Here is a 12,657-nt window from a genome sequence, read left to right on the forward strand (position 1 = left end):
GCGGCCGTGACCGGGCCGGTGCGCGTCGTCGTCGTCGGCGGCGGCGTGGGCGGGCTGGCCACGGCGGCGCTCCTGGCGCGCGGCGGTGCGCAGGTCACGCTGCTGGAGCGGCACGACCGGGTCGGCGGGCGCGCGGGGACCTGGGAGGTCGACGGCTTCCGCTTCGACACCGGGCCGTCCTGGTGGTTCATGCCCGAGGTCATGGAGCACACGTTCGCCCTGCTGGGGCGCCGGCTCTCGGACGAGATCGACCTGGTGCCCCTCGACCCGGCGTACCGGCTGTTCCCCGAGCCGGGCACGCAGCCTGCGGTCGCGCCGTTCGACGTCACGGCCGACTGGGACACCAACGCCGCCCACTTCGAGGCGCTCGAGCCGGGCGCCGCCGCGCGCATGCGCCGGTTCGTCGACGAGGCGTCCGACGCGTACCGCGTCGCGCTCGACCACTTCCTGTACACGACGTTCGAGCGGCCCGACCGGGCGCTGTCGGCGGACGTCGTGCGCCGGGGCCGCACGCTCGCGACGCTGCTCACGCGGTCGCTGGCCGACAAGGTCGCGGCGACCGTCGAGCACCCCGTGCTGCGCCAGGTGCTCAGCTACCACGCCGTGTTCCTCGGCTCGTCGCCGTACCGCGTGCCCGCGCTGTACAGCCTCATGACGCACCTCGACCTGTCGGCGGGCGTCTCCTACCCGCGCGGCGGGGTCTACCGGCTGGTGGAGGCGCTCGAGAAGGCGGCCGTGGAGGAGGGCGTCGACGTCCGGACCGGCGCGGACGTCGTCGGGATCGACGTCGAGGACGCGCCGCGCACGCTGCGCCACCCGCGCCGCACCGGCCGCGCACGGGGCGTGCACCTCGCCGACGGGACCTTCCTGCCCGCCGACGTCGTGGTCTCGGGCGCCGACCGGCACCACACGGAGACGGCCCTGCTCGACGAGCGGCACGCCGACCTGCCCGCGCGGGTCTGGGACGACCGCGGACCGGGCATCTCCGCGCTGCTCGTCATGGCGGGCGTGCGGGGCGAGCTCCCGGAGCTGCGGCACCACTCGCTGTTCTTCACGCGCGACTGGCCCGCCAACTTCGACGCGATCCTCGGGACCGACCGCGGGTCGCGCGCCGACGCGCTGCGCGTGCCCGACATCGCGTCCGTCTACGTCTCGCGCACGAGCGCGACCGACCCGACCGCGGCACCGCCCGGGCACGAGAACCTGTTCGTGCTCGTCCCCTTCCCGGCCGACCCGGCGATCGGCGCGCGCCCGGGCGAGCTCGACGCGCACGCCGACCGGTTCCTCGACCAGGTGGGCACGTGGGCGGGCGTGCCCGACCTGCGCTCGCGCGTCGTCGTGCGGCGCGTCGTCGGCCCCGCGGACTTCGCGCGCGACCTGCACGCCTGGCGGGGCACGGCGCTCGGCATGGAGCACACGCTGCGCCAGTCGGCGATGTTCCGGCCCGGCGTCACCTCGCGGCACGTGCCGAACCTCGTGCACGTCGGCGGCGGCACCATGCCGGGCGTCGGGCTGCCGATGGTGCTGATCGGCGCGGAGCTCGTGGCCAAGCGGCTGCTGGGGGAGACGTCGGCGCGCCCGCTGCCGGCGCCGCTGCGGCCGGGCTTCCTCGGCTCGGCGCTGCCGCGCGGGCTCTGGAGCGACGTCGTGCGGGGCCGCGCGTGATCGCGTTCGCGTACCTGGCGGCGCTGCTCGTCTCGCTCGGCTGCCTCGCGCTGTGCGACCACCGGTGGCGGCTCGCGTTCTTCGACGACGCGCGGCGCGCGGCGTGGACCGTCGGCATCGGCGTCGTCGCGTTCCTGCTGTGGGACGTCGCCGGGCTGCTGCTCGGCATCTTCGCGCGCGGCGACTCCCCGCACATGACGGGGCTGCTGCTGGCGCCGGAGCTGCCCGTCGAGGAGGCCTTCTTCCTCGCGCTGCTCTGCTACGTGTCGCTGCTGGCGTGGCGCGGGCTCGAGCGCGTGCTCGCGGGCCGGGACGCACGGCGGGCCGAGGGGGCGGCCCGGTGACGAACATCGTGCTCAACCTCATCGTCCTGGCCGCGCTGCTCGCCGTCTCGTGGCCCGTGCTGCGGCGCCTGCGCGGCGGGCCCGTGCTCGGCGCGGTGCTGTTCGTCTGCGTCCTCACCGCCGTGTTCGACACGCTGATGATCGACGTCGGCCTGTACGTCTTCGACCCCGACAAGATCCTGGGCGTCCACGTCTGGGGCGCGCCGCTCGAGGACTTCGCGTACGCGGTCGCCGCCGCGGTCGGCATGCCGGTGCTGTGGACCGTGCTGGGCCGCACGCGGTGGGGCCGGTCCCGCCGCACCGCCGAGGAGGAGGGCCCGACCCGTGCGTGAGGTGCTCGCGGCGTCGCGGCCGTTCTCGTGGGTGAACACCGCCTACCCGTTCGCGGCCGGCTGGCTGCTGGCGACGGACGGGCGCGTCGACGTCGCGTTCGTCGTCGGGACCCTGTTCTTCCTCGTCCCCTACAACCTGCTGATGTACGGGATCAACGACGTCTTCGACTACGCGTCCGACCTGCGCAACCCGCGCAAGGGCGGCATCGAGGGCGGGCTCGTCGACCCGGCGCGGGCCCGGTCCGTGCACCGGCGGATCCTCGTCGCGTGCGTCGTCACGACCGTGCCCTTCGTCGTGTGGCTGCTGGCGCTCGGCTCGGTCGCGGCCGGGCTGGTGCTCGCGGTGGTGCTGTTCGCCGTCGTCGCCTACTCGGCGCCCGTGCTGCGGTTCAAGGAGCGGCCGGTCCTCGACTCGCTCACGTCCGCCACGCACTTCGTCGGGCCGCTGCTGTACGCGCTCGTCCTCGCGGACGCCGACCTCGGGGCCCGCACGACGTGGCCCGTGCTGGTCGCGTTCGTGCTGTGGGGCATGGCGTCGCACGCGTTCGGGGCCGTGCAGGACGTGCGGGCCGACCGCGAGGGCGGCATCGCGTCCGTCGCGACGGTGCTCGGCGCGCGCCCGACGGTCCGGGCCGCGACCGCCGGCTACGTCGTGGCCGCGCTCGTGCTGCTCGCGCTGCCGTGGCCCGGCGTCCTCGCCGCCCTGCTGCCCCTGCCGTACGCCGTGAGCACGTGGCGGTTCCGCGGCGTCACCGACGCCGACTGCGAGCGCGCCAACGCCGGCTGGCGCACGTTCCTGTGGCTCAACCTCGTCACCGGGTTCCTGGTGACGATGCTGCTGATCGCGGTGGCGCTGGGCTGAACCGGTCGCGGGCGGCGACGGAACCACCGCGACGCGCGTCGACGCCCACGCGCGCACGAGAGGGACCGCTCAGGCGCGGTACGGCGCGTACCGCCGCCGCCGGCCGAGGGTCGGCAGCAGCCCGCGGAACCTGATGGTCTCGGAGGCTCGCTCGGTGCCGTCCCGCGTCGTCACCGTGACGCGCGACCAGACGAGGCCGTGGCGTTCGACGACCCGACCGGCGATCGCGGCGTCGAGAATCTCTTCCGCCTCTGTGACGTCGGCCGCCTCCCAGTCGAGCTCGAAGCGCCCGCCGACCGCACCCACGCAGACGACCAGCCACTGCTCGGCGACCACGGTGACGGCGCAGGAGTCGGCGCGGTGCGGGCGCACCTCGAGGACGGCGACGCCCGCCGACACCGTGGAGACCTCGACGGTGGCGGCGTCGCCCGCCCGCTCCCGCACGACCGTGGCCAGACGGTCGAGCACCGCTCGCGGGTCCTGCAGCTCCTCCACGCGCGCCTCCGTCGTCGTCATCGCTGCGGCGGACGATAGTGCGCGACGCCCCTCAGCCGAGCGGGCCGAGCTCCGGGAGCGTCACGTGGGCGTCGGCGACCGGCGCGCGCAGCTGGGAGATCGTCGCCCAGCCGCGGGCCACCAGCGCGGCGTCGCTGTCCGGGTCCTCGTCCAGCTCGACGTCGGCGTAGGTGAGCGTGAGGTAGCCCGCGTCCTCGTGGTGCACCTGCGCCTGGACGGCGCCGACGCGGGCGAGGTGCGCGGGACGCATGCCCTTGATCCGGTCGAGCGGCAGGTCGGGCACGTTGAGGTTGAGGACGCGGTCGTGCTCGCCCGTCTCGACCAGCCACGCCAGCACGGGCGCCGCGAACGCGGCCGCGGACGCGAAGTGCGACGGGTCGTGGCCCGTCAGCGACACGGCGAGCCCGGGGATGTCGTGCGTCGACGCCGTGAGGCACGCGCCGACGGTGCCGGAGTGCAGGACGGCGTGACCGGTGTTGGGGCCGCGGTTGATCCCGGACAGCACCAGGTGCGGCTTCGGGCCGAACCCGCCGTACGCCGCGACGAACGCGATGAGCCCAGGCGCCGCGCCCACGGCGTACGACCGCACCTCGCCGTCCAGCCCCGGCGGGGTGCGCTCCTCGACGACGAGCCGGCCGTCCTCCTGCGCGCCGAGCAGCGACGCGCTCGCACCCGAGAACTCGCGCGACGGCGCCGCCACCACCACGTCGTGCCCCGCCTCGAGCGCCACCCGCGTCAGCGCGGCCAGGCCGGGGGAGTCGATGCCGTCGTCGTTCGTCACCAGCACGCGCACGGGCGGCCTCCTCGCAGTCGTCGGGCCCGCGGGGACCGGGCGCCGGGGGAGTCGTCGTCCCGTCCATCCGACACGGTCGCGCGCCATCCCGCGACCCCAGGCGCGGACCGGCGCGCGGGGCCGTCCGGCGGGACCGGCGTCCCGGCGCGCTCACGTCCCCGGGGTGCCGGGCTCACGCGTCGTCCGACGACCGGCCGTCCTGCCCCAGGTCCCGGACCTCGACGCGGGCCACGAAGCGCTCGATGTGGTCGCGGTGGCCCGTGCCCAGGCCGTGCCGCGTGACGTTCAGGGCGCCGGCCGCCGCGCCCAGGCGCACGGCCTCGACGAGGTCCAGGCCGCGCGCGAGCCCCACCGCGATGCCGGCCGTCATCGAGTCGCCCGCGCCGCGGTGGTCCGCGACCGTGGTCTCGGGCGCGAGGACGTCGTGCACGCGGTCGCGGGTGACGACGAGCACGCCGTCGCCCGCGCGGGAGACGACGACCGCGCGCGTGCCGCCCTCCGCGCCGGCGTCGAGCAGGGCCCGCGCGCCCGTGACCAGCGCCGGCACGTCGTCGCCGTCGGCGAACCCGCCGTCGGCCATCTCCTCGTGGCTGATCTTCAGCACCCCGCCGCCGGCCTCGACGTACGCGCGCGCCGCGTCGCCCGACAGGTCCGCGACGAGCGTCCGGTCCGCAGCACGCAGGTCGCCGACGAGCCGGGTGAGGACCTCCGGCGGCAGCACGTGCGCCGGGTCCGCCCCGGTCAGGACCGTGACCTCGGCCTCCAGCGCCTCGACGAGGACCGTGCCGTACAGGTCGTCGAGCTCGTGCCGGTCGAGCGGCGCGGCCGGTCGCTCCGCCACGGCCTCTCGCTCGCCCTCGCGGCGGTCGTGCACGTAGACGCCGTTGCCGCCCGTGTACTCGACGGCCCGCAGCTCCATGCCCTCCGCCTCGGCGAGCGCGCGCAGCGCGATGCCGGCCTCGCCGCCGAACGGCCCGCACACGACCGCGTCGGCACCCAGCGACTCGGCCATGCGGGCCACCCAGAGACCCTGCCCGCCGGGGTGCACGTGCACCTCCGGGTGCTGCTCGACGACCGAGCCGTCGTCGCGCACCGGTTGCGTCGTCGGCGCCTCGACCGTGACCGTCAGCCACGGCGTGGTCGCCATGACGCAGATGCGCGGTGCGTCCGCGCGGCGTGCCGGCGTGTGCTCGTCGGTCGGGTGCGTGGGGGTGGCGTCCGGCTGCGGCATGGCAGGAGTGTGCTGGTCCCGGGCCGCCTGCGCCCGTCGAGCACGCACGGTCCCCGACGCGGTCAGACCTCGCGCACCGCCTCGCCCGCGATCTCGACCTTGACGCGCTTGCCGACGAGCCAGCCGCCGGCCTCGAGCGCGACGTTCCACGACAGGCCGAAGTCCTCGCGGTTGAAGTCGGTGGTCGCGGAGAACCCGAAGATGTCGCGGCCGTACGGGTCGGTGCGGGCCCCGCCGAAGTGCATGTCGAGCGTGACCTCGCGTGCGACGCCGCAGATGGTGAGGTCGCCGACCACGGTGAACCGGCCGCCGACGCCCACGGTCCGCTCGACGAGCTCGGTGGCGACGCGCGAGCGCTCCGGCAGGTGGTTGCGCAGGCGTGCCCACTGCGCGATGGCGTCGTCGGCGACGCGCCGCTCGACGCGGCGGCTGCGGAACTCGATGGTCGGCCACCGGTCCACGTCGAGGAAGTCCGAGCTGCGCAGGTGCGTGTCGCGGTCCTCGTTCTGCGTCGTCAGCGTGCCCGTGCGGATCGTCGCCGTGACCTGCGAGTCCAGGGGGTCCTCGCCCACCCGGATCGTCGCCGCCGCGGCCGAGAACTCGCCGCGCACCTGGCTCACCATCATGTGGTGGGCCGTGAACCCGACCCGCTTGTGGGCGGCGTCGAGCACGTACGTGCCCGCCGCGGGGATGGTCATCCCCTTCCACCGCCGTGTCGTCTCCTGCGTGCCGTCCGTCATGCGTGTCGTCCCCGCTCTCGTCGCCTCGGGCCGCCGGCCGGCGGCCCGGGCCCTCGCCCCTGCGGGCACGCCGCGGCGGACGGTGCGGGTGTGCGGGGGCGGTGCGAACCACGGGCGTCCGGCGGGTGCCGGACGTCCGTGTCGAGGGCCTATGGTCCGTCACCCGAACAGATCGCGCCACATCGCCCGAAAGGCGGACAAAGCGTGCAGTGGGCGGGCGGGCGCAGCGACGGCCCCGGACCGTCCGGTCCGGGGCCGTCGACGGGCTGCGGTCAGAACGTCCAGCGCTGGTTGGCGGCGCCGGAGCAGTCCCAGAGGTGCACGCGCTGGCCGTCGTGCACCGGCGTGCCGCCCGCGGCGTCGAGGCAGCGGCCCGCCTGCGGGTTGCGCAGCGTGCGGGCACCGGCGTCGTACGTCCACCGCTGAGCCGCCGTGCCGTTGCACGTCCACAGCTGCACGACCGTGCCGTTCGCCGTGCCGCCCCCGCTCACGTCGAGGCACTTCCCCAGCGCGCGGATCGTGCCGTCGGAGCCGCGCGTCCACGACTGCGCGGCGTTGCCGTTGCAGCCGACCACCTGGATCGGGTTGCCGTCGCGCGGGTCGGCCCACGGGACGTCGAGGCACAGCCGGTCGTCGACGCGGATCGTGCCGGTGCCGGTGGGCAGGGCGCCGCCGGTCCCGCCGCCCGTGCCCCCGCCCCCGTTCGCGCCGTTGTCGTAGACGCGGACGTAGTCGACCTTCATCTGCTGCGGGAGCTGGGTCGAGCCGTCCGGGTAGCCGGGCCACTGCCCACCCACCGCGACGTTGAGGATGAGGAAGAACGGCTTGTCGAAGACCCACTGGCGTCCGCCCAGGCTCGCGGGCGTCACGCGGTGGTACACCTGCCCGTCGACGGACCAGGCGATCTCGCCGGGCCGCCAGTCGATCGCGAACGTGTGGTACGTGTCGGCGATGGACCAGCCCTGCGGGTGCGCCCACGTGCCGAGCAGGCCCGCGCCGCCGGAGTAACCGGGGCCGTGGATCGTGCCGTGCGCGAGGTTCGGCTCCCTGCCGATGTTCTCCATGATGTCGATCTCGCCCGAGCTCGGCCACGCGTTCTGCGGGAAGTCCGCGCCGAGCATCCAGAACGCCGGCCAGATGCCCTGGCCGCGCGGGATCTGGATGCGCGCCTCGACGCGGCCGTAGCGGATCTCGGCCTTGTCGTTGGTCTGCAGGCGGGCCGACGTGTAGCGGCCGTCGGCCTCGCGCCGGGCGGTGATGACGAGGTTGCCGGCGCCGTCGAGCGCCGAGTTGGCGCGCGACGACGTGTAGTGCTGGAGCTCGGCGTTGCCCCAGCCGCCCGCGCCGAGGTCGTAGCTCCAGACCCGGCCGTCGGGCGCCGCGCCCGCGGGTCCGTCGAACTCCTGCTGCCAGACGATGTCGCCGGGTGCGGCGGTGGCCGGCGTCGCGGCGGCGACGGCCGCGACCGCGCCGGTCCCCGCCACGAGCGCGGCCGTGAGGGCCGCCGCGAACCGGCGGGCCGGTCGGGGGCGCCGGCCGGGGGCGTGGTGAGGTGCCCCGGGGGGCGGGGCGGTCTGGACGTGTGCACGGCGCACGGGATCCTCCTCAGCGGTCCGGGGGGACCGTCGGTGAATCCGCCCTGTGCCGCCTCGGCCGCCTGGGGTCGCGGCCCGACGCGAGCGGGTCCGGGTCGCCATCGACCCGGCGTGGCGAGGCTACGGCGCGAGGTGACACGTGACAACCGGTCGGGAGGTCGCGGGAGCGCGGCTCGCCGGGGCCCCCGCGCCGGCCCGCGGGTCGGGTCACCCGGCGTGGCAGCGCCGGCGATGTCGGTGGTCGGGGAGAAGGTGTCCCCATGGTCGTCGTCTCGTGCTCCTGCGGTGAGGTCTCCTACCCCTCCCACAACCCCGTCCGTGCGCTGCCCGTGGCGCAGCGCGTCCGGCTCGCCGGCAGCGCCGGCGAGCAGGCCACCGTCGTCGTCGACGTCGACCCCGACTGGCACCCCGGCGGGGCGAGCCTCGAGGTCGCGTGCGTGTGGCTCGTCGCCGAGGTCACGCTCGAGGCGCTCGTCGCCGGCCTCGACCCGGCCGACGCGGCACTCGTGCGCGCGGCGTGGGTGCTGCCGCGCGAGGACGCGCTCGAGGTCGCCGCGCCCGAGGTCGCCGCGTCCGGGCGGACCGCCCGGCACGCCGTCGGTGCCTGACACCGCCGACCACGCGGACGCGCCGGTGCCGGCGGGCCGGTCGCGGGGATGACGTGGCAGGCGGTGGGCTGGCTCACCACTTCGGGTACACCGCGCTGGCAGCTGCCCCGCTGGTGGTGGCGGCCCGTCGGCGACGGGGCGCCGAGATGCGGTTGCGCCCGGCCGCGACGTGGGTACCCGCGCTGCTCGCATCGGTAGCCGTCGCGGTGTGCTGGGCCTCGCTCGGCGCGCCCCGCGAGTCCCCCGAGGGGCACAGCTGCGCGGCCGATCCGCTGACGGGCCTCACGGTCGACTCGCAGGACGGCCCGGACCCCTCGTGCCTGGGCGTCAACCGCACGGCCGGCGCCCGGACGGCGGCCGTCGCGCTGACGGTGTCCGCAGGGGGCGTGGTGCTCGCGGTGCGACGGCGGGGCACGCCGGCCGACGGCCCGGCTGCGACGGACGTCACGGCCGGACGGGCGGCCCGATGACCGTCGACCTCAAGAAGCTGATCCCCACGTACACGGCACGGCGCGGGCGGTTCGAGGTCGTGGACGTCCCCCCGCTCGACTACCTCATGGTCGACGGGCACGGGGACCCGAACATGTCACAGGCGTACGTCGACGCCGTCGCGTCGCTGTACCCGCTCGCGTACCGGCTCAAGTCCCTGCTGCGGGACGCGCTCGGGGTCGACCACGTCGTGATGCCTCTCGAGGCGCTGTGGTGGGCCGACGACATGGCGGCGTTCACGTCCGCGCGCGACAAGAGCCGCTGGGACTGGACGCTGATGATCGCGGTCCCCGACGCGGTGACCCCCGACCACGTCGAGGCCGCGCGGGCGGCCGCCGCGCGCGGCACGCACGGCCCGCGGACCGGCGACGTCCGGCTCGAGCGCCTGCACGAGGGGCTGTGCGTGCAGACGCTGCACGTCGGCCCCTACGACGCGGAGGGGCCCGTGCTCGCCGAGCTGCACGAGCGCGTCGTCCCCGGTGAGGGGTTGCGGATGACCGGCCGGCACCACGAGATCTACCTCGGAGACCCGCGCCGCACCGCACCCGAGCGCCTGCGCACGATCCTGCGGCAGCCCGTGGAGCGGGTCGCGGGCTGAGCCGGCCCTCCCGTATTCAGCGCGACGGCCCGCCGCGCCGCTGCCAGCATCGCCGCATGCCCTTCACCCGCCTCTCCGACCGCCTCGTCAGCTGGGCCTCGGTCCTCGACCCGGTGACGCGCGAGCAGGCCGAGCGCACCGCCGAGCTGCCGTTCGTCCACCCGCACGTCGCCCTCATGCCTGATGCCCACCTGGGCAAGGGCGCGACCGTCGGCAGCGTCATCCCGACGCTGCGCGCGCTCATCCCCGCGGCCGTCGGCGTGGACATCGGCTGCGGCATGATCGCGGTGCGCACGCAGTGGACGCAGGACGAGCTGCGCGGCGCGCGCCGGCCCCTGCGGGCGCTGCGCGAGGACGTCGAGCGGCGCGTGCCGCTGTCCGCCGGGGCCGCGAACCGTCGCCTCACCGACAGCGCCGCGGCTCGCGTCGGCGTGCTGGAGGAGGCCGCCGCGGCGATCGGCCTGACGCCCGACGCGTACGTCGCCGGGTGGCGCCTGCAGATGGGCTCGCTCGGCTCGGGGAACCACTTCATCGAGGTGTCCCTCGACGAGGCGGACCGGGTGTGGCTGTTCCTGCACTCGGGCTCGCGCGGCGTCGGCAACCGCCTCGCGCAGCACCACATCCGGGTCGCGGCCGACGTGTGCCGCCGGCGCGGGATCACGCTGCCGGACCGCGACCTCGCGTACGTCGAGGAGGGCACCGACGAGTTCGACCACTACGTGCGCGAGCTGCGCTGGGCCCAGGACTACGCGGTCGCCAACCGCGAGGAGATGATGGACCGCGTCGTGGCGGCGCTCGCGCAGCACATGGGCGCGGACGTCGTCGAGCACGAGCGCGTCAACTGCCACCACAACTTCACCGAGCTCGAGCACCACCACGGCGAGGACGTGTGGGTGTCCCGCAAGGGCGCGATCCGCGCGCGCACCGGGGACGCAGGCCTCATCCCCGGGTCGATGGGCACGGCGTCGTACGTGGTCGTCGGGAGGGGCGAGCCCGAGTCGCTGTGCTCGAGCCCGCACGGCGCCGGGCGCGCGTACTCGCGCTCGGCGGCGCGGCGCACGTTCACGCGGGCGCAGCTGCGGGAGGCGATGCAGGGCATCGAGTACCGCGACACCGACGCGTTCCTCGACGAGATCCCGGCCGCGTACAAGGACATCGACCAGGTCATGGCGGACGCCGCCGACCTGGTGGAGGTCCGGCACGTGCTGCGGCAGGTCGTCAACGTCAAGGGCGACTGACCGCCCCAGCCGGGATCGACGCCCGGACGCGACGCGGCCCGCCGCACCCGAGGGGTGCGACGGGCCGCGTCGGCGTTGCGGGGGACGCGTCAGAAGGGCATCTCCGTGGTGATCTGGTCGGGCGTCGGTGCGACGACCGGCGCGCCGGCGCCGACGTTGCGCATGAGCATCGTCGTCGTGGTGCCCATGAGCTCGTAGACGACCTTGCGCGGGACGTCCTGCGCGTCGACCCAGTACGTGTACGTGATGGTCGGCGGCAGCTGGGCGAGGCCCTCGGCGAGGAGCTCCTGCCCGGCCTCGGGCGAGATCTTCGCCGTGTCGACGACGATCTCGTACGCCTGCACCTCGACGCCGTCGAGCTGCTCCGGCTCGCCGACGGGCGTGACGCTCGTGAACGCCTGCTCCATGCCGGCGAGCTCGCTGCCGCCGATGCTGTCCGCGAACCCGGCGAAGCCCGCCGCGAGCGGGTTCGACGCGTCGTTCGGGTCGAGCTGGAGGAACTTGCCGCCGGTCAGCTCGCCCATGCCGAGGTAGAGCACGCCGTCGACGAAGCGCACCTCGATGGAGCCGAGGTCGGGGTCGGGCAGGACCATCGCGACGTTCTGCTTGCCGTCCGCGAGGTCGGCCGAGCCGGTCATCTCCATCGTCTCGGGGCCGGTCATGGAGAGCGTCACGTCGTAGCTCGTGGCGACGGACTCCGCGGCGGAGAGCCGGGCGAACGCGTTCTCGACGGTCAGGCCCTCGACGGTCGGCGTCGGGGTGGGCGTCGGCGTGGCCGACGCGGACGTCTCGGTGGTGGGGGTCGACTCGGCGGTGGTCGAGCCGCCGCCGCAGGCGGCCAGGCCGGCGACGAGGACGACGCCGACGGGCAGCGCGAGCAGGCGGGAAGTACGCATGGGGGATACCTCGGGGGCGGCCGCGTGTCGGGCGGTCGCCCCCGTGGTCGGCGAGCGGCACGACGCACGACCCCCATATCGTGCCGTGCCCTCGCTCCTCCGTGTGACAGCCGACCGCGGGTTCACCCGTCCGGACGACTGCGCCCCGGCGGCGACGCGGCGCAGGACCGGGCTGTGGAGGACCGGGCGTGCAGGGACCCCGCGTCGGCACGCACGCGCCGCCGGGTGGTATGCCGGGACCATGACCACCCCGACGCGACCGCCCGACGACGCCCGGTGCCCCTGCGGGTCCGGCGACACGTACGGCACGTGCTGCGGCCGCTTCCTCGACGGCGGCGCGGCCGCCCCCACGGCCGAGGCGCTCATGCGCTCGCGCTACACCGCGTTCGCCACCGGGGACGCCGCCTACCTGCGCAGCACGTGGCACGGCTCGACCCGCCCGGCGCGTCTCGACCTGGACGACGACGTCGCCTGGCGCCGGCTCGACGTGCTGCGCACGCAGGTCGGCGGGCCGTTCGACGACACCGGCGTCGTGGAGTTCGTCGCCCGGTACCGCGGCACCGACGGGCCGGGCCTGCTGCACGAGCGCAGCCGGTTCGTCCGCGAGGGCGGCCGGTGGCTGTACGTCGACGGCGACGTGCGCTGAGCGCGCCGTCCTCACGGGCGCGCGGCGAGGTCGCGCGCGCGTCCGCCCAGGTACGCGCGCACGTCCGCGTCGTCGGCCAGCTCCGCCGCGCGCGCGTACGCCGC

At 75.6% G+C, this 12,657-nt stretch carries 15 protein-coding genes; 9 read left to right on the forward strand and 6 right to left on the reverse strand.

The features are described 5' to 3' along the window. Window positions 1-6 precede the first annotated feature (6 nt). From crtI to AB6N23_RS13875, 4 genes are read left to right on the forward strand one after another with little or no spacing between them, the layout of a single operon-like run. The gene (crtI, locus tag AB6N23_RS13860; RefSeq protein ID WP_412866623.1) at window positions 7-1,665 is read left to right on the forward strand and encodes a phytoene desaturase family protein; all 1,659 of its coding nucleotides are present in this window, start codon (window positions 7-9) and stop codon (window positions 1,663-1,665) included. Beyond that, the gene (locus tag AB6N23_RS13865; protein ID WP_412866609.1) at window positions 1,662-2,009 is read left to right on the forward strand and encodes a lycopene cyclase domain-containing protein; all 348 of its coding nucleotides are present in this window, start codon (window positions 1,662-1,664) and stop codon (window positions 2,007-2,009) included. Before crtI ends, AB6N23_RS13865 begins: the two co-directional genes overlap by 4 nt. Continuing rightward, window positions 2,006-2,341, forward strand: coding sequence for a lycopene cyclase domain-containing protein (locus AB6N23_RS13870; RefSeq protein ID WP_412866610.1), 336 nt, complete (start codon window positions 2,006-2,008; stop codon window positions 2,339-2,341). Before AB6N23_RS13865 ends, AB6N23_RS13870 begins: the two co-directional genes overlap by 4 nt. Then, a complete protein-coding gene (locus AB6N23_RS13875) occupies window positions 2,334-3,203 on the forward strand; it encodes a prenyltransferase (RefSeq protein ID WP_412866611.1) in 870 nt (289 codons plus the stop codon). Before AB6N23_RS13870 ends, AB6N23_RS13875 begins: the two co-directional genes overlap by 8 nt. A gap of 69 nt (window positions 3,204-3,272) precedes the next feature. Here AB6N23_RS13875 and AB6N23_RS13880 read toward each other — a convergent pair whose 3' ends face one another. The 5 genes from AB6N23_RS13880 to AB6N23_RS13900 form a co-directional block, all read right to left on the reverse strand. After that, the gene (locus AB6N23_RS13880; RefSeq protein ID WP_412866612.1) at window positions 3,273-3,719 is read right to left on the reverse strand and encodes a hypothetical protein; all 447 of its coding nucleotides are present in this window, start codon (window positions 3,717-3,719) and stop codon (window positions 3,273-3,275) included. Between the two features lie 31 nt (window positions 3,720-3,750). Beyond that, window positions 3,751-4,512 carry a 5'/3'-nucleotidase SurE gene (surE, locus tag AB6N23_RS13885; protein ID WP_412866613.1) on the reverse strand — a complete coding sequence of 254 codons (762 nt, stop codon included), beginning with the start codon at window positions 4,510-4,512 and terminating at the stop codon, window positions 3,751-3,753. 172 nt (window positions 4,513-4,684) lie between these two features. Next, window positions 4,685-5,743 (reverse strand): 1-phosphofructokinase family hexose kinase, encoded by a 1,059-nt coding sequence (locus tag AB6N23_RS13890; protein WP_412866614.1) that lies wholly within the window; start codon window positions 5,741-5,743, stop codon window positions 4,685-4,687. Between the two features lie 62 nt (window positions 5,744-5,805). After that, the gene (locus tag AB6N23_RS13895) at window positions 5,806-6,483 is read right to left on the reverse strand and encodes a YceI family protein (RefSeq protein ID WP_412866615.1); all 678 of its coding nucleotides are present in this window, start codon (window positions 6,481-6,483) and stop codon (window positions 5,806-5,808) included. A 272-nt stretch (window positions 6,484-6,755) separates the two neighbouring features. Then, window positions 6,756-8,078, reverse strand: coding sequence for a ricin-type beta-trefoil lectin domain protein (locus AB6N23_RS13900; RefSeq protein WP_412866616.1), 1,323 nt, complete (start codon window positions 8,076-8,078; stop codon window positions 6,756-6,758). A gap of 260 nt (window positions 8,079-8,338) precedes the next feature. Here AB6N23_RS13900 and AB6N23_RS13905 point away from each other — a divergent pair, with 260 nt between their 5' ends. The 4 genes from AB6N23_RS13905 to AB6N23_RS13920 all read left to right on the forward strand — a co-directional run bounded on the left by AB6N23_RS13905 (window position 8,339) and on the right by AB6N23_RS13920 (window position 11,011). Next, on the forward strand, window positions 8,339-8,686 hold the full coding sequence (locus AB6N23_RS13905) for a hypothetical protein (RefSeq protein WP_412866617.1): 348 nt from the start codon (window positions 8,339-8,341) through the stop codon (window positions 8,684-8,686). Window positions 8,687-8,832: 146 nt separating this feature from the next. Beyond that, the gene (locus AB6N23_RS13910) at window positions 8,833-9,156 is read left to right on the forward strand and encodes a hypothetical protein (protein WP_412866618.1); all 324 of its coding nucleotides are present in this window, start codon (window positions 8,833-8,835) and stop codon (window positions 9,154-9,156) included. Further along, window positions 9,153-9,773: a GyrI-like domain-containing protein gene (locus tag AB6N23_RS13915; protein WP_412866619.1), complete on the forward strand. Its 621-nt coding sequence runs from the start codon at window positions 9,153-9,155 to the stop codon at window positions 9,771-9,773. Before AB6N23_RS13910 ends, AB6N23_RS13915 begins: the two co-directional genes overlap by 4 nt. Before the next feature lie 56 nt (window positions 9,774-9,829). Continuing rightward, window positions 9,830-11,011 (forward strand): RtcB family protein, encoded by a 1,182-nt coding sequence (locus AB6N23_RS13920; RefSeq protein ID WP_412866620.1) that lies wholly within the window; start codon window positions 9,830-9,832, stop codon window positions 11,009-11,011. 89 nt (window positions 11,012-11,100) lie between these two features. On the opposite strand, the gene AB6N23_RS13925 is transcribed toward AB6N23_RS13920, so the two are convergent. Beyond that, window positions 11,101-11,907, reverse strand: a complete 807-nt coding sequence (locus AB6N23_RS13925) for an SCO4651 family lipoprotein (RefSeq protein ID WP_412866621.1) — start codon at window positions 11,905-11,907, stop codon at window positions 11,101-11,103. Window positions 11,908-12,148: 241 nt separating this feature from the next. On the opposite strand from AB6N23_RS13925, the gene AB6N23_RS13930 reads away from it, so the two are divergent. Further along, window positions 12,149-12,553: a YchJ family protein gene (locus AB6N23_RS13930; protein WP_412866622.1), complete on the forward strand. Its 405-nt coding sequence runs from the start codon at window positions 12,149-12,151 to the stop codon at window positions 12,551-12,553. Window positions 12,554-12,657: the final 104 nt, after the last annotated feature.

Source organism: Cellulomonas pasadenensis (assembly GCF_047229365.1).
GTDB lineage: Bacteria > Actinomycetota > Actinomycetes > Actinomycetales > Cellulomonadaceae > Cellulomonas.

Excerpts from the sequence above, each read along its gene's own strand:
- AB6N23_RS13880 (WP_412866612.1), bottom strand. The coding sequence starts at position 3,719 with ATGACGACGACGGAGGCGCGCGTGGAGGAGCTGCAGGACCCGCGAGCG.
- AB6N23_RS13890 (WP_412866614.1), bottom strand. The coding sequence starts at position 5,743 with ATGCCGCAGCCGGACGCCACCCCCACGCACCCGACCGACGAGCACACG.
- AB6N23_RS13895 (WP_412866615.1), bottom strand. The coding sequence starts at position 6,483 with ATGACGGACGGCACGCAGGAGACGACACGGCGGTGGAAGGGGATGACC.
- AB6N23_RS13905 (WP_412866617.1), top strand. The coding sequence starts at position 8,339 with ATGGTCGTCGTCTCGTGCTCCTGCGGTGAGGTCTCCTACCCCTCCCAC.
- AB6N23_RS13910 (WP_412866618.1), top strand. The coding sequence starts at position 8,833 with ATGCGGTTGCGCCCGGCCGCGACGTGGGTACCCGCGCTGCTCGCATCG.
- AB6N23_RS13915 (WP_412866619.1), top strand. The coding sequence starts at position 9,153 with ATGACCGTCGACCTCAAGAAGCTGATCCCCACGTACACGGCACGGCGC.
- AB6N23_RS13920 (WP_412866620.1), top strand. The coding sequence starts at position 9,830 with ATGCCCTTCACCCGCCTCTCCGACCGCCTCGTCAGCTGGGCCTCGGTC.
- AB6N23_RS13925 (WP_412866621.1), bottom strand. The coding sequence starts at position 11,907 with ATGCGTACTTCCCGCCTGCTCGCGCTGCCCGTCGGCGTCGTCCTCGTC.
- AB6N23_RS13930 (WP_412866622.1), top strand. The coding sequence starts at position 12,149 with ATGACCACCCCGACGCGACCGCCCGACGACGCCCGGTGCCCCTGCGGG.